Genomic DNA, 24,759 nt, shown 5'->3' with positions numbered 1-24,759 from the left:
GATACCATGCTCACATATCCAATATAGAGGAGAGAAAGTGACTTTACTGATAGTTTATATGGTAGTGGCGATTGTTATTTCGTTTTTATGTTCTGTGATGGAGGCTGTGTTATTAAGTATTTCGCCCAGCTATGTTGCATCACTTAGGAAAGATCATCCTGAGCTTGCTAAACAGCTCGAAAAACTTAAAAACAATATAGATCAGCCTTTAGCTGCTATTTTAACTTTAAATACGGTTGCCCATACTGCGGGTGCTGCTGGGGTAGGCGCACAGGCAGCTGTCGTGTTTTCCGATGCGGCTGTAGGTATTGCATCAGCCATTATGACATTCCTCGTATTAATTCTTTCTGAAATTATTCCTAAAACCTTGGGGGCTAATTACTGGCGAGCTCTAACGCCAAGTGTTACTTACGCTTTGAGGTTTTTAGTTATATTGCTAAAGCCTTTTGTATGGTTTGCACAAAAGCTAACAAATTTAATGGGTCCAAAGCACGATGAGGCTTACTATATTCGTCAAGAGATAGAGGCAATGGCTGATATAGGTACGGAGTCGGGTGCATTACATCAGGATGAGTCCGAAATAATTCGTAATTTATTACATTTTAGACATGCAAAATTATGCGACTTAATGACGCCTCGAACTGTAATTTTTAAAATCCACAAAGACTTAACAGTAAATCAGTATTTAAACGATCACGGCTCGTCGTCATTTTCTCGTATATTGGTATTTGATAAAGACAGCGACGATATTGTTGGGTTTGTGCATAAAAACGATATTATGCTGGCATTTCACCGTTTAGGTACCGATTACAAAATTAGCAAATTGATTAAGCCTATTTATACGGTGCCGAGTTCTCAAAATGTATCGTCGTTACTGCAAACTCTTTTAACAAAGCGCACGCATATATGCCTAGTTGTAGATGAGTACGGTGACGTGCAAGGTATTGTAACGCTAGAGGATATGATTGAAGCTTTAATGGGGCTAGAGATTGTAGATGAGCGTGACCAATCTACTAATATGCGCGCAGTAGCAAGGCAGCGTTGGCACAAACGTTTAGCAAGCAGTGCGCATATAGTCAGTGAAGAAGATAAACACACTCGGGGTGATAATTAGTTAACCAGCCCCGATTAAATATTAATACCTCTTTAAGCGGGGCTGCCATCAGTTTTCAGCCAATCTTTAGCCCAAGATATAAATTCGTCTTGTGGTTTAGGGCGGCTAAATAAAAAACCTTGTATAGCTAGTTTTCTTTTATAATGCCTTAAATAAACGAGCTCTTCTGGGCGTTCAACGCCTTCTGCTACTAAGTCTAAATTATCTTTACTCGTAATATTAAATAACGAACTTACGACCACTTGAGAAAATAAATCTGTTTCTATATGGCTAATAAGTGAACGGTCTATTTTAATTTCAGTAAAAGGAAGATTTCGAAGCTGATTCATATTAGTAAAACCAACACCAAAGTCGTCTAGCGATATACCAAAGCCATGCATTCTTAATCTGTTTAGTGTTTCTAATTGCATGAGGCTTGAGAGTGCATGTTGTTCTGTTATTTCTATAATTATGTTACTAGGCGTGAGTTGGTTTAATTCTAAAATGAGCAGTAATTTATTAGGGCAGTTTAAGTCGTCGAGCTGAGTTGGCGATAAATTAAATGCCATTTTAAAATCATGACCTAGTTGCGCTTTCATATTTTTGAATTCGCTGGTGGCCTTTTCAAAAAGAGAAAATGTAATTTGATTAATTAAGTTGTGTTGTTCGGCAGTGTTTATAAAACGGTTAGGTAAAATAATATTGCCGTCTTTACTTGATAAAATACGTGCTAAGACTTCAACGCTTTCAATTTTATTGTTATCAGCGTTTATTTTTGGTTGGTAAAAAGGCGTTATTTCATCGTTTTTTAATGCATCAATAAGCTCATCTTTTGAAATGGCTGACTCTTTTAATAAAGTGTGGCTGTTTAATTGCGCCACTTTAATAAGTAACCTACTAACCTGAGACAGTTGCACTGGCTTTGAAATATTACCAATGAGGTGAGCGTTATGTTGTTTCGCGAGATTGGCAGCTAAGCTAATAACTTTATGGTCCATTTCAGAAACAATTATAATACCGCCTTGATAATGTAACTCTCCTAAGTGGCGGATTAGTTCCATGCCGTCCATTTCGGGCATATTGAGATCAGTAAAAATAGCATCAAAGTAGTTAACGTCTTCTTTTACTTTTTCAAGAGCTTCTTTTGCATTCAGGCACGTAGTTATAGTGTTAGACATACCCAATTCGTTAAGTATAGCTTCCATAACGATCAAAATTGCTTTTGAATCGTCAACAACTAAAATATTAGGCACTATTTTGTCCACTGTTATCCCTTTCAATGTATCGCTTGGAGTTACTATAAAAGTAGTAGTGTTTTTTTATTTTGTCAGTATCAAATACTTTTATTTTGAAAATAGTTACCTAGCACCTTCACTCGTGTTTTTAAGCTGATTAGGTATACTAGCGCCATTATTTTAAACGGTCTTAATTATGATAAGAATAGATCTTACTTTAGCCGAGCAACCATTTTCGCTTATGGTGTCTGGGCAAAGAATTGTGCAGGTATTTCACGCGCAACAAGCCATTACCTTTGATAACCCTCGTGAAAACTATTTTCAATTTACTTACGACAACAAAGTAATAGGTATCGATACAGCGGCGGTGAAAGAGCAAAGCATTTCGCTCTTTGTAGATGATCAATTTGCAGCACAACTTGCGTTACCAGCACCTACAAATGGGTCACCTAAAAAAGGCTTTTTAGGTCTGGCTGCATTAGGTTTTAAGCTTTTTAAAAGTGCTAAGGTAATTAAAGTAGTGCTTGCAGGGGCTTCTGTTGCAGGCTATGCGTGGTTATTTAGTATAGAATTTGCATTAATGCTAATTGGGTGTTTAGTTGTACACGAATACGGCCATGTGCGAGCAATGAAATACTTTGGCATAAAAACCAAAGGTATTTACTTAATCCCATTTGTAGGTGGGCTAGCTGTAAGTGACGACAAAATAACGACTCGTTGGCAAGATGTAGTTATATCGCTAATGGGGCCTGCATTTGGTTTAATTACCTCGGTACTGGGTGTCGTTTTATATTACGCCACCGAGATGGAAATATTTGCAGGTGTTGCGGTGCTTAGTGCGTTATTAAATTTATTTAACTTGTTACCTATTTTACCGCTTGATGGCGGGCATGTATTAAAAAGTATTAGCTTTTCAATGCGTTCATGGATTGGTTTAAGCGTATGCTTATTAGGCGTACTATTTGGCTTATGGCTGAGCTACACCTTTGGCTTAATGTTACTGGTATTCTTTTTGTTTGTAGGTGCGCTGGAAATTGTATTTGAGTGGCGAGGCCGTCACTACTCACACTTAATGCCGCTAGATAAATATGGCCAAGGCTTTTCAGCGGTAATGTATGCAGTTGTAGTCGCTGGGCATGTAGCTGTAATGATGCACTTTGCCGATTCAGAAAATCCAATATTGAGCCTGCCGATGACTATTTTATCGAGCTAGTATTTATCGTTCTAGGTAAAAGTGGGCTGTAATATTTGTTACAGCCCGTTAAAAATTAATAAAAGCTCAATACCAGCGATATAAAAACCCCAGTTACAAACAACTGCACAACACAAAACCCCATAATATCTTTTGCTTTTAAGCCTGCAATAGCAAGGACTGGTAATGCCCAAAAAGGTTGAATTAAATTAGTCCACGCATCACCCCATGCAACGGCCATTGCAACGCGAGACATATCGGCACCTAGCTCTTGTGCTGCAGGTATTACAAGCCCATTGGCCACCGCCAGAGGGTACAAACATATTAACGAGTCCTGCACTTAAAAAACTAAAAAATGGCAAGCTATCAGCATCTGCAACGGCAATAAAGCCACGTGATATCTGTTGTGCTAATCCGCTATCAACCATTACCGCCATGATGCCGGCATAAAAAGGAAATTGAATAACAATGCCAGCCCCGCTTGGAATTGCTTGTTGCAGACTGTTAAGTAAATTATGGGGTGTTTGATGTAGCGTAATAGCTAAAAACAAAAATACGGCAATAACGCTATTAAGGTTTAAGTTTCCGCCAGTAATAAAAAAGTAATAGCCTAAATATGCCAAACCTAATAAGCCAATTGTCATACCGAGTAGTTTACTTTGTTCCAAATGTTGGGCAGGTCTCGTTATTGTTGTGGGCTTAGGTGTTGTCTCTTGTAAAAGAGCTGGGTCGATATATACGCTTTCTTGCTCGCTTGGCAGCATATAGCGATTAACGAGCGGCATAATAATGAATAAACCAACTAATATGGCTATATTAAAGCCCGCAAATAAAGTGTGCTCTGTACTAATAATACCAATGCTGGGCTCTGAAAAGTGACCATCGGTTGCGATAGTTAAAGGAATCGAACCGGCTAATCCGCCATGCCATACAACAAAACCTGAGTAAGCGCTGGCTACTAATAATCGATAATCAACACGAGTATGTTTAGCAATTGCCTTGGCAAAAAGGGCACCAATAACTAAGCCAAATCCCCAATTTATCCAGCTCGCTAAAAGCGAAATAAGCGTTACCAATATAATTGCTTTAGGTGCTGTATTTGCGAGTGTTGCTAGTTTTTCTAATAACTTACTTATAGGTGGCGTACTTGCCAACATGTAGCCTGTAATTAACACTAGTAGCATTTGCATAGCAAAACTTAATAAGTTCCAAAATCCACCTCCCCACGCTTGTAATACTTCAATGTTGGTTGCGGTTGTAAATAAGCTCGCACTAATAAGAGTAATTATTGTAAGTAAAATTACAAATATAAAAGGGTCGGGAAGATAGCGCTCTACAATTTTAGTAAAAGGGCGGGCTATTTTATTAAGCATAAGCACAACTGTTTTGGTTATTATTTTAACGCTAATTAATCATGAAAAATCACCATTGGCAAACAGCATTTAGTCTTATATTTGTGGTTAAAAGCTTAAACATTGCTTAAAAGCATCGCTTACAGTAACGTACTGTTTATAGATAATTTACTAACGAAGACTTTGTATTATGCCGGTGATATTTAAAAGGCTAGCGTTACTTGTTCGCGCTCATATAGATCAGTTGAGTTGGCAAGCAGTGGCATTAGCTATTTTGACTCATATGCTATTAACATGGAGCTTACTATTTATAGCGAATGAGAAAGCGTTAACCTCGCTTACTACCTTTTTTTACTATTACACAGTAACAACATCAACAGTGGGATATGGTGACTTTAGTCCAACTACTGATCTTGGTCGTTGGGTGGTAGCATTAATACAAATTCCATTTGGTTTAGCTTTATTTGGTGTTTTGCTAGGAAAAGCAGGACAAACTGTTACTTACTTAATTAGGCGCGCTATGACTGGTGATAAAAACTTTGCCCACAGTAACCACCATATTATTATTTTTGGTTGGCACGACACTCGTACAAAAAAGATGATTGATTACATTTTGGCAGATACGAAACGTACTGACCGTCGTATTTTACTCGCGGTAACAGAGCAAATGGATCATCCTTTTTTAGCTAACGAAAGCGTTGATTTTGCACGTTTAACGAGTTTTACAAATTTAGCTGAACTAGAGCGGGTAGCTATTCGTAGTGCTGATAAGGTGATTATTGATGGTCAAGATGACGACCAGACATTTACGACAGCCCTGCGCATAAGTCGCTTAGTAAAAGATGATTGTCATATAAGTGCTCACTTTTTAGATGAAACTAAAGTTGAGATGATGTTAGAGCATTGCCAAAATGTAGAATGTAGTAGTGCAAAATCAGCTGAGATATTAGTACGCTCAATGCAAGATCCAGGTTCGAGCCGTGTGCAAGAGGAGCTGCTATCTACTTTGCACGGCGATACACAATTTAGCTTGAAAGTACCAAGTGGCTGCAAAGATATGGAGTTTGGTACTTTGTTTCATCATTTTAAGCTTGAGCATGATGCAATACTGTTAGGTGTTGCCCATAATTTAAGTGCGCAAAATATGGATTTAAACCCACCATTAGATTACAAAGTAAGTGAAGGCGATATTTTGCACTATATATCGGTAGATCGAGTATTAAGTAGTGAAGTAGACTGGTCGAGCCTAGAAAAATAATGAATGAAGTTGTATTTTTAATTGTTGTTTTAAGTGCTTACATATTACCTGTCGTTATTGTACTCAACAGTAAGCGTACACAGGGTCATGAAAAGAATGGCTGGCTAATGGGAATCATTATATTTTCTTGGTTAGGTTTAATGATGTACTTTACCATTGTGCCCAAGCATAGGCACAAAAAGAAAAAGGCTAAATAGAGTAGTTAGCCTTTATAGCCGTTTTAGTTGGAATAATTACTCTTCCAACTGTTTGAGTTTATGCTCAATTAGAGGGTCGTCAGGTAGAAGTTGCTGGGCGACTTCTAATAGCTGAATAGCATCATTAGGGTGCTCATCTTGGTGCTTAAGTGCCACATCTATTAATGGCTGAATATCAATTTTTGCTTGATGCTCTTGTACATACACTTCTTTTTCATCAGCTAAAATTTTATGCGCTGTACTCAATAATGCTAAACGATGGGGGGAGTCTGCATTAGCCGTATTGAGACTTTGATAATAATCTTCTTTTAAGCGTAAGGTTTTGGTTTGCAGGCGAAACTGTGCAATATCGATTTGCTGATGTTGAATGAAATCAACGGCTACTTGCTTATAAAACCCAAACTTATTCAAATATGTAGCGTGTGTGCCATGTCCCATACCAAATACTCGCAAGTGAGTTAACTGCTTATAGCGCTTGGCGTGCATTCGGTCTATACGATTAGTAGGATCGTAAATAATATAGCCTTGGGCATCTCCTAAATCTAGATCGTGATAATCTTGTTGCCAGTCAAACTGCTGAGCTATATCGGTACTAGAGCGGTCATCCCAGGGTACTAATTCTTTATTTTTAGTACTTACCGGGTGAAAGAACAGTACTTGGTTTAGCTTTAATAGTTTAGCAAAAGCGCCAACAGCAAATCCGCCACGGCTTAAGCCATAGCCTAATCGACAATTAAACGGCGTAAGTAATGTTGATAATTGCTCGAGAAAAAAAGATTAAATTACGATTACGAAACCAATTACTTTTACCTAAATGCTGAAAAGCGATTACGTTTACGTTTTGTTTTTGAGCCAAGTGATAACCCCATGGTGCAAAATCAGGGTGAAGATCTTGCTCTTGCACGTTAGTGCCTGCGGGTGAAAAGGTAAAAAGCAGGGGCTTATTAACGTCAACAAAATCATACTTAACAAATACATCGCCGAGTAAATCACTACCCGTCATGGGTAATCGAGTTTGTTGCTCATTGCGCGGGAGAGTTAACCATTCATCTAACCAATACAGTAATTTCATTAATCCTCCAGCTATAAGTCAGCATAGATCATATCAAACTCAATGAAATTAGGTCAAACCGAGAGGGTGTTACTGCGCCATTTTGATTATTTCATCCCAGTCATTTTTAGTAACAGGCATTATTGATAGTCGTCCGCCTTTTTTAAGTGCGATTTCAGTAATATTATTATTGGCTTTAATATCTTTAAGGCTAATTAATTTTTTTAAATGGCTTTGATAAGTAACTTCAACAACAACCCAGCGTGGTTTGTCGCTGGTGGCTTTTGCATCGTAATAGTCGCTACTTAAATCAAATTGAGTGGGGTCTGGGTAGGCTTCTTTTGTAACCTCGGCAATACCCGCTACACCTACGTGTTTACAGCTTGAATGGTAAATCATCACTGAATCACCGACCTTAACGCCATCACGCATGAAGTTTCGCGCTTGGTAATTACGCACGCCTTCCCAAAGAGTCGTTTGTTTTGGTGCGTTTTTTAAATCATCTAATGAAAACGCATCGGGTTCAGTTTTAAATAGCCAGTAAGCCATAACAGTATTCCTAACAAATATTTACTTCCCACTATTGTATAGTATCATTTGGATACTAGGGTAATGAGGAAGAAGTAATGAGCCAAGTATTAGATGATTTATTGTCGTTGTTAACACTTGAAGAAATTGAGCAAGGTTTATATCGAGGACAAAGCCAAGATTTAGGCTTTGGTGCTGTGTTTGGCGGTCAAGTTATGGGGCAGGCGCTTTCTGCCGCTAAAGAAACTCTACCTGAGGGGCGTATAGTTCACTCATTACATTCTTACTTTTTACGCCCAGGCGATCCAGCTAAACCGATTGTTTATGATGTAGAAACTATTCGCGATGGAAAGAGCTTTAGTACTCGCCGAGTAAAAGCGATTCAGTACGGTAAGCCAATTTTTTATATGACAGCGTCGTTTCAGGGTGAAGAAAATGGTTTGTCGCATCAAGCAACAATGCCTGATGTACCCGCACCTGAAGAGTTACGCTCATCACTTGAGTTTTATCAAGATAACGCTTCTCATATCCCTGAAGTCATCCGTAATAAGTTTACGCGTGAAATGCCAATTGAAATGCGACCAGTTACTTTTCATAACCCGTTTAAACCAGAAGTTATGGAGCCGGTAAAGCATATTTGGTTTAAAGCTAATGGTGAAATGCCAGACGATCAGCGCATCCACAATTACTTATTAGCGTATGCCTCTGATTTTGAGTTTTTACCAACAGCATTGCAGCCTCATGGTGTATCGTTTATGCAGCCAAATATGCAAGTAGCTACTATTGATCATGCAATGTGGTTTCATCGCCCATTTAGAATGGATGATTGGATTTTGTATTCAATTGATAGTCCAAGTGCGAGTAATGGGTGTGGTTTGGTACGCGGGCAGTTTTTTGATCGCGAAGGCAACTTGGTTGCCTCAACAATGCAAGAAGGGGTTATGCGTCAGCGCTAACCCCCTTCTATAGATATATTACTAGTTACACTGATCTTGTACTATATCGCTGATTGACTGCCAGACGCGTGCTGGCAGTAATGTTTTAAGGTGTGCGTAGGTTTCGCAAAGTTGTGTACTGCCTACTAAGCCTTTATCACCCTCTGTTATTAACGACTCGCCACGTAAGTTTTCGATAAAACTAACAAGTACTTTTTTATCAAAAAACTCAGGTGTTTTAATGCCATGCAGTGTGCCTAAACGCTGTGCAAGCACTTGGCTCTCTCGTTCTAATTCTGCTTTTTCAATGCCATCACTTGTTTGAATAAAACCAATCACAATAGCGTAACGTTGTAGAGTAAAACTAAGTGCTCGTCCAAGCATTTCTAGCTTAGCTAAGCAGTCATTACTGTTCGTTATATGAATGTTATCGCCATCAAACTCAATTAAATTTTGATCAGCAAAGTTAGCTAAAATACGCGTTATATAGTTTTCATCAAGAGGCTGTAAATACCATTCTTTAGCAAATAATGGATAAAACGTTTTTACAAGTTGCTGGCATTGCTCAATAGTTGTGCTGTGTTGTTTAAATAGATGTAGTGCAATTAAGCTTGGTACTGCAAATAAGTGCAAAATATTGTTTCGGTAGTAATTAAACAGTACTTTTTCTTTATCGCTAATAGTAATAATTTCGCCAAATTCATCACTGATAACTTCAAACTTATTCAGCTTTAATGCATGCGTTAGTAATTGCTCTGGTGTTTCGTCTGGCGCGGTTACTTTATCGCTATAGCTTGCATCGCGCTGTAAGCGCAGATAAAAATCAAGTTGTGCTAATAGCTTTGGTTTACTCAATGCTTGTTTATCGTTAACCAGCAATATCATCGCTAGTAAGTTAACCGCATTAAGCGCCGCCGCATTATTAATTTTAACCATTACTTGGTCGGCAAGTTTAGTTACTTGTGGCGCTAACCATTGTGGCTTTTGTACATCGGTAGGGTGTATTGAATCACGCCAATCAGGTTGGTTATCGTTTAAGTATTGGTTAATCGAGATTGGATCACCAAAGTTTAAATTACCACGACCGTAGTTTTTAAGGTTTTTGATTGCCTTAAAAATACCAAATACAGATTCGCCTTTTTTATCTTTTCCATCTAGCTCTTTAAGGTAGGTGTTAATTTCCATTACGTGCTCGTAGCCAATGTACACAGGAACGATAGATATTGGTCTGTCTATTCCGCGTAGCATTGCTTGTAATGTCATAGATAGCATACCTGTTTTAGGTGGAAGTAAGCGCCCAGTTCGGCTTCGACCGCCTTCCGTGTAAAACTTAACAGAGTAACCTTTAATAAACAGTTGGCTTAAATACTCTTTGAATATGGCAGAATAAAGTTTATTGCCTGCAAACGAGCGACGAATAAAAAATGCCCCAGAGCGTCTAAATATGCCACCGGCAGGGAAAAAGTTAAGATTTATACCTGCAGCTATATGTGGTGGAACTAAGCCTAAATGATAAATAGAGTAAGTAAGCAGTAAGTAATCCATATGACTGCGATGACAAGGCATATAGATTATTTCATGGCCTTTATCTGTTAGTTCATGAATTTGTTCTGCGTGTTTAATATCAATACCGTTATAGAGCTTATTCCATAACCAAGTTAAAAATCGCTCGGCCACACGTATCATTGCTTCAGAGTAATTAGCAGCTATCTCATCAAGTAGCTTAAGTGCATTTTGGCGGGCTTCTGTTTGGCTAATGTTTTTAGCTTTAGCTTCATCTTGAATTGCTTTTTTTATTGTAGGTGACGCTAATAATGAATTAAATAATTGTTCACGAGAGGGCATTTTAGGGCCTGTAGCAGCTAGCTTTTGGCGCTTAAAGTGAACACGTGCTACACGTAATAATTTATGTGGTAACTCGCTTACATCGGCTTTTTCATTGACTAAAAGCGATAAGTCGAGTGGTTGGCTAAAGCGAATAAAGTTGTCGCGTCCTGAAAACAACACCACAAAAAACTTTCTAAACCAGCTAGGAGTTAGAGAGTGCGTAATTAAAGTGCGTAGCCCCGGCTTTTCTTTACCCGGGTCGCGACCCCATAAAATAGTAACCGGAACCACTTGTACGTTTTGCTGCCCACTTTGTATTAGGTATTCAATAATTTGTTTACCTTGAGCTAAAGCATTGGTTGGCTTAGCTTCATCACCAAACAGTGGTGGTGGATTTTTAATACCAATAAAACGGTCTAAATCTTGGTTACCTAATACTTGCTCTTCGGTTGGGCTAGGTAGACCATTTTTTTTACACGCATGTGCGAGAGCCGCTAAATCAAATCGTGAATTTAAACGCACTATATAAAATGTAGGGTACTCAGGGTTTAGATCATACTGTTTAATCGGATTTTCTGGCAGCACTTTGCTTTTTACAAATAATCGGCTAAATCCAGCAGACATAACATTTAAACAATAATTTAAAATACGCATCGACTCACCATATTGAGAGTATTAAGGGCAAAATTAGCGCAGTAGGATACCATAATATCTAAAAATCCCTTAGTTTGCGTAATTAAGGTGTTAACTTGTTTATTGACTAACAGTAGAGGTATTAGTTCAAGTATAGCTAGTAAGCATGTATGGGTGCTTATTTAATCAAATTTATAGGCATTGTATTGTTTCTAAATAGTTGTTGCATTTATCACCAATACCTCTATAATACGCAGGCTTTCAAAATTCCTCTGGGAACTAGAAAGGATAAATTAAGCTTGGATTTCAAGCTAATAAACAGGAGTTCCGATTTGGAACTCAACGTAGATATAATCAAACAGCCGACATCTTAAGTTTTAAGATTGTTTCGGTCGTTTTTTTATGCTCTTTTATATGCTCTTTATATTGAGGTTAAGAATGTCAAATCAACGCATTCGTATTCGCCTAAAAGCTTTTGACCACCGTTTGATTGACCAATCAACGGCAGAAATCGTGGAAACTGCGAAACGCACTGGCGCACAAGTACGTGGTCCAATCCCACTACCTACACGCTTTGAACGTTTTACTGTACTAACTTCACCGCACGTTAATAAAGATGCGCGTGATCAGTACGAGATCCGCACCCATAAACGTCTGATAGACATCGTAGAACCAACTGACAAGACTGTAGACGCGCTTATGCGTTTAGATCTTGCTGCTGGTGTTGATGTTCAAATCAGCCTGGGTTAATCGAAAGATTAGAGAGGTTTTAGGAAAATGGCATTAGGTCTAGTCGGTCGTAAAGTGGGTATGACACGAATCTTCACTGAAGATGGTGTATCTATCCCTGTGACAGTTATTGAAGCGACACCTAACCGCATTGCTCAGATCAAATCTGACGCAACAGACGGTTATAACGCGCTTCAAGTAACCGCAGGCACTAAAAAAGCAAGTCGTGTAAACAAAGCTAAAGCGGGTCATTTCGCTAAAGCTGGTGTTGAAGCGGGTCGCGGTCTGTGGGAATTCCGCCTTAACGGTGGTGAAGGCGATTTTGAAGTAGGCGCTGAGCTTACTGTTGAATTATTCAACGAAATCAACAAGGTTGACGTAACCGGTACTTCTAAAGGTAAAGGTTTCCAAGGTGGTGTTAAGCGCTGGAATTTCAGCATGCAAGACGCTACACATGGTAACTCTCTATCTCACCGTGCTCCTGGTTCAATCGGTCAAAACCAATCACCTGGTAAGGTGTTTAAAGGTAAGAAAATGGCCGGTCATATGGGTGCTGAGCGTGTAACGACTCAAAACTTAGAACTAGTTCGCGTTGACGCTGAGCGTAATTTGCTTTTAGTTAAGGGTGCAGTACCTGGAGCTATTGGCGGTGACGTTATCGTTAAACCAGCTGTTAAAGCATAAGTCCTGGAGATTTAGTGATGGAATTAGCAATTAAAGACGCTTCTGGCGGTCTTGAAGTTTCTGAAGCTACTTTTGGACGTGAGTTTAACGAAGCATTAGTACATCAAGTAGTTGTTGCATACGCAGCAGGTGCTCGTCAAGGTACTCGTGCTCAGAAGACACGTTCTGAAGTAAGCGGTGGTGGTAAAAAACCATGGGCTCAAAAAGGTACTGGCCGTGCACGTGCCGGTACAATCCGTAGCCCAATTTGGCGTTCAGGTGGCGTTAGCTTTGCAGCTAAACCACAAGACCACAGCCAAAAAGTAAACCGTAAAATGTACCGTGGTGCGATCAAAAGCATCTTATCTGAATTAGTTCGTCAAGAGCGTTTAATCGTTGTTGAAAGTTTTGCTCTAGCAGCACCAAAAACTAAAGAACTAGTTGCTAAGCTTAAAGAACTTGAGCTTAAAGATGTTCTTATCGTGACTGAAGAAGTAGATGAAAATCTTTTCTTATCGGCACGTAACCTTTATAAGGTTGACACACGTGATGTAGCTGGTATCGATCCTGTAAGCTTAATTGCTTTCGATAAGGTACTTATTACAGCCGCTGCTGTTAAGCAACTTGAGGAGGCGCTAGCATGATTCGCGAAGAACGTCTTTTAAAAGTGATCCTTGCTCCACATATCTCTGAAAAAAGCACAATTGCTGCTGAAGAAAACAATACTATTGTTTTTAAAGTAGTAAATGACGCAACTAAAGCTGAAATTAAAGTAGCAGTTGAGAAGCTTTTTGAAGTAGAAGTAACTGGTGTTCGCACACTTAACGTTAAGGGTAAAACAAAACGTACTGGCGCACGTTTCGGTCGTCGTAGCGACTGGAAGAAAGCTTACGTTACTCTTAAAGAAGGCAGCGAGCTAGACTTTGTCGGCGGCGCCGAGTAATAAGGGGATAGAATTATGGCACTTCAAAAGTGTAAGCCTACTTCTGCGGGCCGTCGTCACCTAGTTAAAGTGGTTAACTCTGATCTACATAAGGGTAAGCCATACGCACCACTTTTAGAGAAAAACTCTAAATCAGGTGGTCGTAATAACAATGGTCGTATTACGGTTCGTCATATCGGTGGTGGTCATAAACAACACTACCGTTTAATCGATTTTAAACGTACTAAAGATGGCATTCCAGCTACTGTTGAACGTTTAGAATACGATCCAAATCGTAGCGCAAACATCGCTCTTGTATTATATGCAGACGGTGAGCGTCGTTACATTATCGCACCTAAAGGCTTAAAAGCTGGCGATGCAATCCAGTCTGGTGTTGATGCACCAATCAAGCCTGGTAATGCATTACCAATGCGTAATATGCCTGTAGGTTCGACTGTTCACAACGTAGAATTAAAACCAGGTAAAGGTGCTCAAATCGCACGTTCTGCTGGTGCATACGTTCAAATCCTTGCTCGTGATGGTCAATATGTAACATTACGTCTTCGTTCAGGCGAAGTTCGTAAAGTTGAATCTGATTGTCGTGCGACTCTAGGTGAAGTAGGCAATGCTGAGCATATGCTTCGTTCACTTGGTAAAGCAGGTGCAAATCGCTGGCGTGGTATTCGTCCGACAGTTCGTGGTGTTGCCATGAACCCGGTAGATCACCCACACGGTGGTGGTGAAGGTCGTACATCTGGTGGTCGTCATCCTGTGTCTCCATGGGGTAAACCGACTAAAGGTGCGAAGACGCGTAAGAACAAGCGTACGGATAAATTTATAGTACGTCGTCGTACTAAGTAATATTGAGGAATAGCCATGCCACGCTCTCTCAAGAAGGGTCCTTTTATAGACCTACACTTGCTGAAGAAGGTAGAGAAAGCTTTGGAAAGCGGTGAGAAAAAGCCAATTAAAACTTGGAGCCGTCGTTCAATGATCATACCTAACATGATCGGATTGACCATTGCTGTCCATAATGGTCGCCAGCACGTACCAGTTTTCGTTTCTGACGAAATGATCGGTCACAAACTAGGTGAATTTGCACCAACTCGCACTTACCGTGGCCATGCTGCGGATAAGAAAGCGAAGAAACGATAAGAGGGGAAGATAAATGCAAGCATTAGCTAAACATAAATTCGCCTCTGGTTCGGCGCAAAAAGCACGTCTAGTTGCAGATCAGATCCGCGGGTTACCTGTAGATCGCGCACTAGAAATCCTGGCGTACAGCCCTAAGAAAGCGGCTGTATTAGTTAAGAAAGTACTTGAGTCTGCTATTGCTAACGCAGAGCATAACGAAGGTGCTGACATTGATGAGCTTCGTATAACAACGATCTTTGTGGACGATGGTCCTACAATGAAACGTATTATGCCTCGTGCTAAAGGACGCGCAGACCGCATCCTTAAGCGTACAAGCCATATCACTGTTATGGTTTCAGATAGCTAGGAGTATAAGTAATGGGACAAAAAGTTCATCCTACTGGTATTCGCCTAGGTATATCTAAACCTTGGGTTTCTACCTGGTACGCGAGTTCAAAAGATTTCTCTGCACAGCTTTTTGGCGATCACAAAGTTCGTACATTCCTTACTAAGGAATTGAAAACGGCTTCTGTGTCTAAAATCGTTATTGAGCGTCCAGCAAAATCAATCCGTGTAACAATTCATACGGCTCGTCCGGGTGTTGTTATCGGTAAAAAAGGCGAAGACGTAGAAAAATTACGTCAAGCGGTAACTAAAATCGCTGGTGTACCTGCTCAGATTAATATCTCTGAAGTACGTAAACCAGAACTAGATGCACAACTAGTAGCAGACGGCATTGCCTCTCAACTAGAACGTCGTGTTATGTTCCGTCGCGCTATGAAGCGTTCGGTACAAAATGCAATGCGCATCGGTTCTAAAGGGATTAAAGTTGAAGTTAGCGGTCGTCTTGGCGGCGCTGAAATCGCACGTTCAGAATGGTATCGTGAAGGTCGTGTACCTCTACATACTCTTCGTGCTGATATCGATTACGCAACTTCTGAAGCCTTAACCACTTATGGTATCATTGGTGTTAAAGTTTGGATCTTCAAAGGCGAAGTTATTGGTGGTTTACCACTAGTACAAGAGCAAGAGAAGCCAGCTAAACGCGCACCAAAGAAAGCCAAGAAAAGTGCTAAGTAGAGGTAGCGATTAATGTTACAGCCAAAACGTACAAAATTCCGTAAAATGCACAAAGGCCGCAACCGCGGTTTAGCGCAAAACGGTAACAAAGTAAGCTTCGGTACTTTCGGATTGAAAGCAACTGGCCGTGGCCGTATGACTGCTCGTCAAATCGAAGCAGCTCGTCGTGCTATGACGCGTCACGTGAAACGTCAAGGTAAAATCTGGATTCGTGTCTTCCCTGACAAACCGATTACAGAAAAACCTCTTGAAGTTCGTATGGGTAAAGGTAAAGGTTCTGTTGAATATTGGGTTGCTGAAATTCAGCCTGGTAAAGTACTTTACGAAATGGAAGGTGTTTCAGAAGAGCTTGCTCGTGAAGCATTCGACCTTGCTGCTCGTAAATTGCCATTCAAAACAACTTTCGTAACTCGGACGGTAATGTGATGAAAGCTAGCGAACTAAAAGACAAAAGCGTAGAAGAGCTTAATGCTGAACTTCTAGGACTACTTCGTGAGCAATTTAATATGCGCATGCAAGCTAGCACTGGTCAGTTAGCTCAGACACACACGCTAAGAACAGTACGCCGCGATATCGCGCGTGTAAAAACAGTTATTAACCAGAAGGCAGGTCAATAATGAGCGATAAAATTCGTACTCTTCAAGGCCGTGTAATCAGCGACAAGATGGAAAAATCTTTCACTATCGCTATCGCACGTTACGTGAAGCACCCAATCTATGGGAAATTCATTAAACGTACGACTAAGTTATACGTACATGACGAAAATAACACAGCAAAAGCGGGTGACGTAGTTACTATCCGTGAATGCGCACCAATTTCTAAGAATAAATCTTGGACTTTAGTAGACGTTATTTCTAGTCCAAAACAAGCTTAATTTTTTAATTAAGTTAGTTTTGTAAAAAAGCCCTGGCATTAGCCGGGGCTTTTTGTGTTTAAAGCATCTGCAAACAGTAAACTAGGGTGAGCGGGTCACCTGGATTAGTCTTTTATCTGAAAATATAAAGTTATCTTGGGGAGTAGTTGAGAGTTTCATGTACCAGTTTTGCTAGCAGAACCATCTACTGAATCAGAAAAAGTTAGATAATAAACTTACATATCTCAGTTAATTTGATGCCAACATGGGGTCATCTAGTTCGTGGTGTTACTTTTCTTTTACAGTTTTTTAGTCTGAGAACTCACTTACCTTATTTTATTACAATGATACAGCTTCAAAGTATCGAAAATAGACATCCATACACAACTTTCATCATCAGCTTATTTGGTTTTTTTATGTCTAAAACCTCAATTTATCGCCTTAAACTAATATTCTGGTATGATTAGCAAATATGCGCTTTTGAATGAATTTTTGAGGTAGTAATGACGCGTAGTTTTGAATTTCATTTGACTGATGAAGTAGCCACGGTTGCAATGGGTAATCGCGTTGCTGATATTATAGAGCAAGGTGCGGTTATTTATTTACATGGTGATTTGGGCGCTGGTAAAACAACGTTTACACGAGGTGTAGTGCAAGGCTTTGGTCATGCAGGCAAAGTTAAAAGCCCAACGTATACACTTGTTGAACCTTATGAACTGGAGCGTACAAACGTTTATCATTTTGATTTATACCGCCTAGGTGACCCTGAAGAGCTTGAATACATGGGTATACGTGATTATTTTTCACCGGATGCAATTTGCGTTGTTGAATGGCCTGAAAAAGGTGGCGAATTTATTCCTGTGCCTGATTTAGATATTACTCTAAGCTATGTGGGTAGCGAGCGTAAAATTGTTATTAATAGCGCTAGTGAGCGCGGTGTAACGATTGTCGAAAAACTAAATAACAAATAAAAATATAATAGTTAAGGCTGTAATTATCAAATGAGTCGAGGTGTAATTAAACTCTTTATTTACCTTATGGTTATTACCATAAGCATGCCGTTGTGGGCGAAAAATACTATAAACAGCGTTCGCGTGTGGCCATCACCGGATAGTACTCGCGTAGTCTTTGATTTAAACGATAAACCCGACTTTAGCTATTTCATGCTGAAAAACCCTAGTCGTTTAGTTGTCGATTTAGAAAATACTAGTGAATTAAAAATACTACCTGGTGTGCCACCAAAACATCAAATAGTGAGCAAGCTACGCTACTCAAAACCTAAAAATAAGCACAGTGTTCGGTTAGTGTTTGAATTAAACGCACCAGTAAAGCCAGTTGTATTTGCTTTAGCGCCTACAGGCCCTTATAAAAACAGGCTCGTTGTTGATTTATACAATAAAAGCCAAGCTGCCACAGTTGTTTCTCCTGCTCAAACAGCCGCTAAAAATCGCCAGTTAAGCCAAGAGCGCGATATTGTGATTGCAATTGATGCGGGTCATGGCGGCGAAGATCCAGGTTCAATTGGTCCATCTGGCACGTACGAAAAAACAGTAACACTGCAAATTGCAAAACGTTTAGAGCGCATGATTGATGGCGAACGTGGGATGATTTCGCGCATGGTACGAAGCGGTGACTACTTTGTAAAACTTAATACGCGTACCAATCGTGCTCGTGAAAAAAAGGCCGACTTTTTTGTCTCTATTCATGCTGATGCATTTACGAGCCCGGGACCAAATGGTGCCTCTGTTTGGGTGTTGTCGTTAAGGCGTGCTAATTCAGAGATAGGTAAATGGATAGAAGATAAAGAAAAGCACTCTGAGCTTTTAGGTGGCGCTGCGGATGTAATGAAAGATGCCGCTAACGAAAAATACTTAGCGCAAGCATTACTTGATATGTCGATGGATCACTCTATGAAAACCGGCTTAAACGTAGCTGACGAAGTGGTTAAAGAGTTACGTAAAGTTGCTAAGCTGCATAAAAAAGATCCCCAACATGCGAGTCTTGCTGTACTTAAATCACCAGATATCCCATCAATTTTAGTAGAAACAGGGTTTATATCTAACCCACGAGAAGAAAAGCTGCTTAAAAGTGCTAACCATCAAGAGCGTTTGGCTAAAGCTATATTTACTTCAATTAAAAATTACTATTTAAAAAATCCACCTGATGACTCTTTATTTGCTAAATTAAAGTCGCAATATCCAACAAAGCACAAGGTACGCCCGGGTGAATCTTTAAGTATGTTGGCGAGTCGCTATGGCATTACAGTCACTGAATTAAAACAAGTTAATAAGCTTAGCTCTAATACTTTGTTTATTGGGCAAGAGCTCGATATACCACAAAGTTAGTCATTATAATTAGCGCAATGCTTGCTAGGAAATCTCATGAATATTGAAATATTACCCGCGCGTTTAGCTAACCAAATTGCCGCAGGCGAAGTGGTTGAGCGCCCAGCGTCGGTAGTAAAAGAGCTAGTCGAAAACAGTTTAGATGCTGGCGCTACACGTATTCAGATAGATATAGAGCGTGGCGGTCATAAGCTTATTCGTATACGTGATAACGGTTCAGGGATAAGTAAAGATGAGCTAACGCTCGCGCTTTCTCGTCACGCTACGAGTAAATTAAAATCTCTTGATGACCTTGAAAATATTTGTTCACTTGGTTTTAGGGGGGAAGCGCTTGCGTCAATTAGCTCTGTATCGCGTTTAACGCTGAGCTCAAAACCAAAAGATCAAGAAGCTGCTTGGCAAGCATTTGCAGAAGGTCGCGATATGGCCGTTCAAGTAAAGCCTGTAGCGCACCCTGATGGCACAACCATTGAAGTAAAAGATTTATTTTTTAACACCCCAGCTCGTCGTAAATTCTTGCGTACCGAAAAAACTGAATTTAGCCATATTGATGAGTTGATAAAGCGTATTGCGCTTAGTCGCTTTGATGTCTCTATTACACTAACTCACAACGAAAAAGTAGTAAGGCAGTATCGTGCGAAGACAGAACCCTCTCAGGCTATTACACGTGTAGCCCAAGTTGCAGGTAAGGCTTTTGCTGAGCAAGGTTTGCATATTCAATCAGGAGAGGGTGGCTTACAGCTGCATGGTTGGGTGCTACCTGTAGGTTCAGCTAATACGACTCAGTATACTTATGTTAATAATCGTATGATGCGCGATAAACTTATTCTGCATGCTATACGCCAGGCATTTGAAGAAGTAAGCGGAACACAAGAATTACCCGGTTTTGTCATTTATATTGATATAGACCCTCGGCAGGTTGATGTAAATGTTCATCCAGCTAAGCATGAAGTGCGTTTTCATCAAGGGCGCTTAATTCATGACTTTATATTACAGGCTATTAAGCAAGTGGTAGTGCCGCTGCAAGGTGAGTTTACGAATGAACCGCTTAGCTCTGAGGTGGAATCTGCGCCTGTGTTTATGGGTTCAGCACATAGTAGTTCTAATAATACAAAAGCGGATGGAGTATTTGATTACCCTAAATCGCAATTACAGCCCTCTTACTCTGGAAGTGCTGGTAGTTCATCATCAGGTACTAGAAGTGTTGGCGGTGGCGGGGCATACCGTGCTACACCAAGTACGAGCCATCATGATGTAAACGCGTTTTATCAAGGTGTGAGTGAGCAACACGCTGCGCATTTTGATAATGTAGCAAACATACCCGTAGCACAACACCAGTTAGAGTCTGCGCATAATGTTTTAAAGACAGTTTCAATCATCAGTGTTAATGAAGGTGCGTGTGTATTTAGTGTTGAGCAGCAATTGTATTGCTCACATTTCAAATATGCATTGGTAGATGATTGGCATAATCAAATTAAAGAGTCCGGAAGTTTAGAAGGGAAAGCTCTTTTGCTGCCCGTAAGAGTAAACTTATCAAAAGAAGATTGCTTACTTATAGAAGCTCAGCAATCGTGGTTTACTTTACTTGGTTTTGAACTCGTAATAGAAAAACAGTTTGTAATGGTTAAAAAATTGCCAGCGTGCTTATATTTACTTGATGTAAGTACAGCGATAGGTGAGCTACTTGATGGGTGTAAAGCAGGGCTTGAAAATATAGAGAATTGGTTAGAGTGGCAGATAAAATGTGTACCTCCCCGGTTTTATTTAAGCAATGTGTTTTTAGCGCAACAAATGCGCTTACAAAATAATCCGCAAACTATTGAACGCTTACGCGAAAAAGCAGTTAAAATAGAGCTAAATCACTATTTAATGCAATTAGATTAAGGTATCAGTGTTGAGTAATTTACCAGTCATATTTTTAATGGGTCCAACTGCTGCTGGTAAAACAGCATTGGCAATCTCACTGTGCGAGCATTTAAATACAGAAATAATCAGCGTTGATTCAGCGTTAGTGTATAAAGATATGAACATTGGTACTGCAAAACCCGATGCAGAAGAACTTGCTAAAGCTCCGCATCATCTGATCGACTTACTTGACCCGAGTGAAACATATTCAGTTGCTGATTTTAGGCGCGATGCAGTACAAAAAATTGACGAATTTCATAGACAAGGTAAAGTGCCTGTATTGGTTGGAGGTACAATGTTGTACTTTAAATCTTTAATTGATGGTTTATCGCCTTTGCCTGAAGCAGATACAGTAATAAGATCAGAGCTAGAAGCACAAGCTAAAGAATTTGGCTGGCCTCATTTATATAAAGAATTAGTTGAAGTTGACCCAAAAGCAGCCGAAAAAATAAGTGAGAATGACTCACAAAGAATTAATCGAGCTTTAGAGGTTTACAGGTTAACTGGTAAGACCATGACTGAGTTGCAAAAGCAAAAACAGCCGGCTTTACCTTATACTTTTCATCAATTTGCGATTGCACCGCAAGAACGTAGCGAATTACATCGCCGAATTGAAGAAAGGTTTAAAATAATGATTGATCAGGGGTTTGAAAATGAAGTTTCGACCCTATATCTACGTAAGGATTTACACCCCAATATGCCTTCTATTCGTTGTGTTGGTTATAGACAAATGTGGGATTACCTTGCGGGTGAAACAAGCCATGATGAAATGGTTTTTCGTGGCATCGCAGCAACACGTCAATTGGCAAAACGTCAGTTAACGTGGCTTCGTAGCTGGCCTGATGTTACTTGGTTAACAACGGGTGACGAAGAAAACTTGCATCGTGTAGTAAGTTCGCTAAGCTAGTAGTAGTTGAATATTGTTTTTTATCAAATAAGTTCAGCCACTTAATTATAATAACACCTAGAACGAAGGAACAATAACATGGCAAAAGGCCAATCGTTACAAGACCCATTTTTGAATGCACTACGACGTGAGCGCATTCCAGTATCAATCTTTTTGGTAAATGGCATAAAATTACAAGGCAAAATTCAGTCATTTGACCAATTTGTTATTTTACTAGAGAACACCGTAAATCAAATGGTTTATAAGCATGCAATTTCAACAGTTGTCCCTGCTCGCGCAGTTAACTTCCAAGCAGTTCAAGGGAGTGAAGACACTGAAGAACCAGAAGCTGGTAACTTTTAATTAGGAGCATAATGTTTGTTTGACCGCTATGAATCCGGCGAACAGGCAATTTTAGTTCATATCGACTTACCTAAAGAAGGGGATCGTGAAGATCTTCATGAATTAGAAATGTTGGTATCTTCTGCTGGTGTTAGTAGTTTGGCGGTTGTGCAAGGCAGCCGTCAAGCACCACATCCGAAACTATTCGTCGGTACCGGTAAAGCAGAAGAAATAGCTGAGATTGTCAAAATCCACAATGCAGATGTCGTAATTTTCAATCATCAACTCAGGCCGTCACAAGAGCGTAATTTAGAGCGTGTTTGTCAGTGTCGTGTGCTTGATAGAACGACGCTAATTCTTGATATTTTTGCCCAACGTGCACGTACCCATGAGGGTAAGCTGCAGGTTGAATTGGCACAACTTCGCCATATGTCGACTCGATTAATTCGGGGCTGGACCCATCTTGAACGCCAAAAAGGCGGGATTGGTTTACGTGGACCTGGTGAAACCCAACTTGAAACAGATAGACGATTACTTCGTGCCCGAATTCAAAATATCCGTGCGCGTTTAGCTAAAGTAGCAGTGCAACGCGAACAAGGTAGGCGAGCTCGTACTCGTAACGAAATACCTACGGTATCGTTAGTTGGCTATACCAATGCGGGTAAATCTACATTATTTAATCGAATTACGAATTCAGATGTATACGCGGCCGATCAGTTGTTTGCAACGCTTGACCCGACTCTACGTAAGCTTGAATTAGGTGATGTTGGTCCTGTTATCTTAGCTGATACAGTGGGCTTTATTCGTCATTTACCGCACGACTTAGTTGCTGCTTTTAAAGCAACGCTAACTGAAACTCGTGAAGCTGATTTACAGTTACATGTAATTGACGCAGCAGACTCTCGTCTTCAAGAAAATATTGAACAAGTACAATCGGTGCTTAAAGAAATTGAAGCCGATGAAGTACCACAGCTATTAATTTATAATAAAATTGATGCGCTGGATAACGTAAGCCCACGTATTGATCGAGATGACGAAGGCCAACCTATAAGAGTATGGCTTAGCGCTCAGACTGGTGAAGGGTGTGAATTACTTAGTGAGGCTATTAGTGAACTGCTTGCTAAGAAGATGTTTAACGAAACATTATTTCTTACGCCATTGTATGGTCGCCTAAGGGCTGCATTGTTTAGTTTAAATGCAGTACATGAAGAACGCTTTGATGAGCAAGGTAATTGGCTGTTAGATGTTAGAATGCCAATGGTTGAGTGGAATCGTTTAATTAAAGAATTTGGTCCTGAAATTGCTGGTTTTATCAACCGTAATTAAAAATTGACGTTTTAATGTCGGTTTTTGTATGAGAAACGCGGTAGATTTGTTAGATTTAACACAATTTCCTAATTTATTTAGATAACAATGGAGTATAGCTATGGCCTGGAATGAACCGGGTAATAATGGCAATGACAAAGATCCGTGGAATAATAAAGGCGGACGTGATCAAGGCCCACCTGATTTAGACGAGGTGTTCCGCAAGTTTAGTAACAAGTTCGGCGGCTTATTTGGCGGGAAAAAATCCGGCAATGGTAGCGGCGGTGGACTTGGCGGAGCCGGTATTTCATTTATACTTATTATCGCCGTTATTGTATGGGCGTTAAGTGGTATTTATACGGTTAAAGAAGCCGAGCGTGGTGTGGTTCTTCAATTTGGTAAATATGACCGAATTGCTGATCCTGGTCTGCGTTGGAAAATGACGTTTATTGAAACGGTAATCCCAGTAGATATTGAAGCAGTTCGTTCATTATCGGCTTCTGGTTTTATGCTTACTGAAGACGAAAACGTAGTGAGCGTTGAGTTTCAGGTGCAATACCGTGTTATTGACCCATACCTTTATGAATTTAGCGTAACTAACGCTGATAGTAGCTTAGAAGAAGCACTAGATAGTGCACTACGTTACGTTGTGGGCCATGCAAAAATGGACCAAGTATTAACTAATGGCCGTGAGGTTGTTCGTCAAAATACATGGGATGAGCTTAATAAGATTATCGAACCATATAACTTAGGTTTAATTGTTACTGACGTGAACTTTAAAGACTCTCGTCCGCCAACTGAAGTTAAAGATGCATTTGATGATGCGATTGCTGCACAAGAAGATGAAGAACGTTTCATTCGTGAAGCAGAAGCATATGCTCGTGAAATTGAACCGCGTGCTCGTGGTCAAGTAACGCGTATGACTCAAGAAGCGGAAGGTTACCAAGAGCGTATTACATTAGAAGCACAAGGTGAAGTAGCTCGTTTTGAAAAGCTACTACCTGAATATCAAGCAGCTAAAGAAGTTACTCGTGAGCGCTTATACATTGATGCAATGGAAGAAGTGTTAGGGAGTAGTTCTAAAATATTGGTTGATGTTAAAGGCGGTAATAACATGCTTTATTTACCACTTGATAAGATCATGGATAAGCAAGGGACAGCAACACGTGTTGCACTTCCAAGCTCTAGTGATATTCAAGATTTACGCAATAAAGTAAATACGTCGCGCAATAGCTCTGTTAATAGTGGCAATGACCGCTTTAACAACGACCGCTTCAATGATGGGAGATAATCA

General features: G+C 40.0%; 26 protein-coding genes and 2 pseudogenes. 23 read left to right on the top strand and 5 right to left on the bottom strand.

Annotation, left to right across the window (positions count from 1 at the left end):
* Positions 1-37 precede the first annotated feature (37 nt).
* Positions 38-1,114: a hemolysin family protein gene (locus tag AAEY68_RS02650; RefSeq protein ID WP_007587021.1), complete on the top strand. Its 1,077-nt coding sequence runs from the start codon at positions 38-40 to the stop codon at positions 1,112-1,114.
* Between the two features lie 32 nt (positions 1,115-1,146).
* On the opposite strand, the gene AAEY68_RS02645 is transcribed toward AAEY68_RS02650, so the two are convergent.
* Complete coding sequence (locus AAEY68_RS02645) at positions 1,147-2,358, bottom strand: EAL domain-containing response regulator (RefSeq protein WP_024592463.1); 1,212 nt, start codon at positions 2,356-2,358, stop codon at positions 1,147-1,149.
* A gap of 166 nt (positions 2,359-2,524) precedes the next feature.
* On the opposite strand from AAEY68_RS02645, the gene AAEY68_RS02640 reads away from it, so the two are divergent.
* Entirely contained in the window at positions 2,525-3,541 is a 1,017-nt protein-coding gene (locus AAEY68_RS02640) for a metalloprotease (RefSeq protein ID WP_024592464.1), read from the top strand.
* A gap of 55 nt (positions 3,542-3,596) precedes the next feature.
* On the opposite strand, the pseudogene AAEY68_RS02635 reads toward AAEY68_RS02640, so the two are convergent.
* Positions 3,597-4,893 (bottom strand): annotated as a pseudogene (locus AAEY68_RS02635) (short-chain fatty acid transporter).
* Between the two features lie 169 nt (positions 4,894-5,062).
* On the opposite strand from AAEY68_RS02635, the gene AAEY68_RS02630 reads away from it, so the two are divergent.
* Entirely contained in the window at positions 5,063-6,130 is a 1,068-nt protein-coding gene (locus AAEY68_RS02630; RefSeq protein WP_007587041.1) for a potassium channel family protein, read from the top strand.
* Complete coding sequence (locus AAEY68_RS02625; RefSeq protein ID WP_007587044.1) at positions 6,130-6,327, top strand: PLDc N-terminal domain-containing protein; 198 nt, start codon at positions 6,130-6,132, stop codon at positions 6,325-6,327. Before AAEY68_RS02630 ends, AAEY68_RS02625 begins: the two co-directional genes overlap by 1 nt.
* Before the next feature lie 36 nt (positions 6,328-6,363).
* Here AAEY68_RS02625 and AAEY68_RS02620 read toward each other — a convergent pair.
* Positions 6,364-7,399, bottom strand: a pseudogene (locus AAEY68_RS02620) (cytosolic protein).
* 69 nt (positions 7,400-7,468) lie between these two features.
* On the bottom strand, positions 7,469-7,927 hold the full coding sequence (locus tag AAEY68_RS02615; protein ID WP_024592465.1) for an EVE domain-containing protein: 459 nt from the start codon (positions 7,925-7,927) through the stop codon (positions 7,469-7,471).
* A 77-nt stretch (positions 7,928-8,004) separates the two neighbouring features.
* Here AAEY68_RS02615 and tesB point away from each other — a divergent pair, with 77 nt between their 5' ends.
* On the top strand, positions 8,005-8,862 hold the full coding sequence (gene tesB / locus AAEY68_RS02610) for an acyl-CoA thioesterase II (RefSeq protein ID WP_024592466.1): 858 nt from the start codon (positions 8,005-8,007) through the stop codon (positions 8,860-8,862).
* Positions 8,863-8,883: 21 nt separating this feature from the next.
* Here tesB and plsB read toward each other — a convergent pair whose 3' ends face one another.
* Positions 8,884-11,322, bottom strand: coding sequence for a glycerol-3-phosphate 1-O-acyltransferase PlsB (gene plsB, locus AAEY68_RS02605; RefSeq protein ID WP_024592467.1), 2,439 nt, complete (start codon positions 11,320-11,322; stop codon positions 8,884-8,886).
* Positions 11,323-11,739: 417 nt separating this feature from the next.
* Here plsB and rpsJ point away from each other — a divergent pair, with 417 nt between their 5' ends.
* The 18 genes from rpsJ to hflK all read left to right on the top strand — a co-directional run bounded on the left by rpsJ (position 11,740) and on the right by hflK (position 24,756).
* Complete coding sequence (rpsJ, locus tag AAEY68_RS02600) at positions 11,740-12,051, top strand: 30S ribosomal protein S10 (RefSeq protein ID WP_002957900.1); 312 nt, start codon at positions 11,740-11,742, stop codon at positions 12,049-12,051.
* 27 nt (positions 12,052-12,078) lie between these two features.
* Positions 12,079-12,714, top strand: coding sequence for a 50S ribosomal protein L3 (rplC, locus tag AAEY68_RS02595; protein WP_002957898.1), 636 nt, complete (start codon positions 12,079-12,081; stop codon positions 12,712-12,714).
* A gap of 17 nt (positions 12,715-12,731) precedes the next feature.
* Entirely contained in the window at positions 12,732-13,337 is a 606-nt protein-coding gene (rplD, locus tag AAEY68_RS02590) for a 50S ribosomal protein L4 (protein ID WP_002957897.1), read from the top strand.
* Positions 13,334-13,636, top strand: coding sequence for a 50S ribosomal protein L23 (rplW, locus tag AAEY68_RS02585; protein ID WP_002957896.1), 303 nt, complete (start codon positions 13,334-13,336; stop codon positions 13,634-13,636). Before rplD ends, rplW begins: the two co-directional genes overlap by 4 nt.
* Positions 13,637-13,651: 15 nt before the next feature.
* On the top strand, positions 13,652-14,476 hold the full coding sequence (rplB, locus tag AAEY68_RS02580; protein WP_002957895.1) for a 50S ribosomal protein L2: 825 nt from the start codon (positions 13,652-13,654) through the stop codon (positions 14,474-14,476).
* 15 nt (positions 14,477-14,491) lie between these two features.
* Positions 14,492-14,770: a 30S ribosomal protein S19 gene (gene rpsS / locus AAEY68_RS02575; protein ID WP_004588689.1), complete on the top strand. Its 279-nt coding sequence runs from the start codon at positions 14,492-14,494 to the stop codon at positions 14,768-14,770.
* 13 nt (positions 14,771-14,783) lie between these two features.
* On the top strand, positions 14,784-15,116 hold the full coding sequence (rplV, locus tag AAEY68_RS02570) for a 50S ribosomal protein L22 (RefSeq protein WP_002957892.1): 333 nt from the start codon (positions 14,784-14,786) through the stop codon (positions 15,114-15,116).
* A gap of 11 nt (positions 15,117-15,127) precedes the next feature.
* Positions 15,128-15,829 carry a 30S ribosomal protein S3 gene (gene rpsC, locus AAEY68_RS02565; RefSeq protein WP_002957891.1) on the top strand — a complete coding sequence of 234 codons (702 nt, stop codon included), beginning with the start codon at positions 15,128-15,130 and terminating at the stop codon, positions 15,827-15,829.
* 12 nt (positions 15,830-15,841) lie between these two features.
* Complete coding sequence (rplP, locus tag AAEY68_RS02560; protein ID WP_002957890.1) at positions 15,842-16,255, top strand: 50S ribosomal protein L16; 414 nt, start codon at positions 15,842-15,844, stop codon at positions 16,253-16,255.
* Complete coding sequence (rpmC, locus tag AAEY68_RS02555; protein WP_002957889.1) at positions 16,255-16,446, top strand: 50S ribosomal protein L29; 192 nt, start codon at positions 16,255-16,257, stop codon at positions 16,444-16,446. Before rplP ends, rpmC begins: the two co-directional genes overlap by 1 nt.
* Positions 16,446-16,703: a 30S ribosomal protein S17 gene (gene rpsQ / locus AAEY68_RS02550; RefSeq protein WP_024592468.1), complete on the top strand. Its 258-nt coding sequence runs from the start codon at positions 16,446-16,448 to the stop codon at positions 16,701-16,703. The genes rpmC and rpsQ overlap by 1 nt, the downstream gene beginning before the upstream one ends.
* A 482-nt stretch (positions 16,704-17,185) precedes the next feature.
* The gene (tsaE, locus tag AAEY68_RS02545) at positions 17,186-17,653 is read left to right on the top strand and encodes a tRNA (adenosine(37)-N6)-threonylcarbamoyltransferase complex ATPase subunit type 1 TsaE (protein WP_024592469.1); all 468 of its coding nucleotides are present in this window, start codon (positions 17,186-17,188) and stop codon (positions 17,651-17,653) included.
* A gap of 30 nt (positions 17,654-17,683) precedes the next feature.
* Positions 17,684-19,027, top strand: a complete 1,344-nt coding sequence (locus AAEY68_RS02540; RefSeq protein WP_350585424.1) for an N-acetylmuramoyl-L-alanine amidase — start codon at positions 17,684-17,686, stop codon at positions 19,025-19,027.
* A gap of 36 nt (positions 19,028-19,063) precedes the next feature.
* Positions 19,064-20,911 (top strand): DNA mismatch repair endonuclease MutL, encoded by a 1,848-nt coding sequence (gene mutL / locus AAEY68_RS02535; RefSeq protein WP_024592471.1) that lies wholly within the window; start codon positions 19,064-19,066, stop codon positions 20,909-20,911.
* A gap of 10 nt (positions 20,912-20,921) precedes the next feature.
* Positions 20,922-21,839 carry a tRNA (adenosine(37)-N6)-dimethylallyltransferase MiaA gene (gene miaA / locus AAEY68_RS02530; protein ID WP_024592472.1) on the top strand — a complete coding sequence of 306 codons (918 nt, stop codon included), beginning with the start codon at positions 20,922-20,924 and terminating at the stop codon, positions 21,837-21,839.
* A 78-nt stretch (positions 21,840-21,917) separates the two neighbouring features.
* Complete coding sequence (gene hfq / locus AAEY68_RS02525) at positions 21,918-22,181, top strand: RNA chaperone Hfq (protein ID WP_007586402.1); 264 nt, start codon at positions 21,918-21,920, stop codon at positions 22,179-22,181.
* Between the two features lie 15 nt (positions 22,182-22,196).
* On the top strand, positions 22,197-23,486 hold the full coding sequence (gene hflX, locus AAEY68_RS02520) for a ribosome rescue GTPase HflX (protein WP_007586404.1): 1,290 nt from the start codon (positions 22,197-22,199) through the stop codon (positions 23,484-23,486).
* A gap of 100 nt (positions 23,487-23,586) precedes the next feature.
* Positions 23,587-24,756: an FtsH protease activity modulator HflK gene (hflK, locus tag AAEY68_RS02515; protein ID WP_010554352.1), complete on the top strand. Its 1,170-nt coding sequence runs from the start codon at positions 23,587-23,589 to the stop codon at positions 24,754-24,756.
* Positions 24,757-24,759 lie beyond the last annotated feature (3 nt).

Source organism: Pseudoalteromonas sp. RB2-MNA-CIBAN-0110 (assembly GCF_040309305.1).
Lineage (GTDB): Bacteria > Pseudomonadota > Gammaproteobacteria > Enterobacterales > Alteromonadaceae > Pseudoalteromonas > Pseudoalteromonas arctica.
This window is presented reverse-complemented; position numbering and strand designations above follow the sequence as displayed.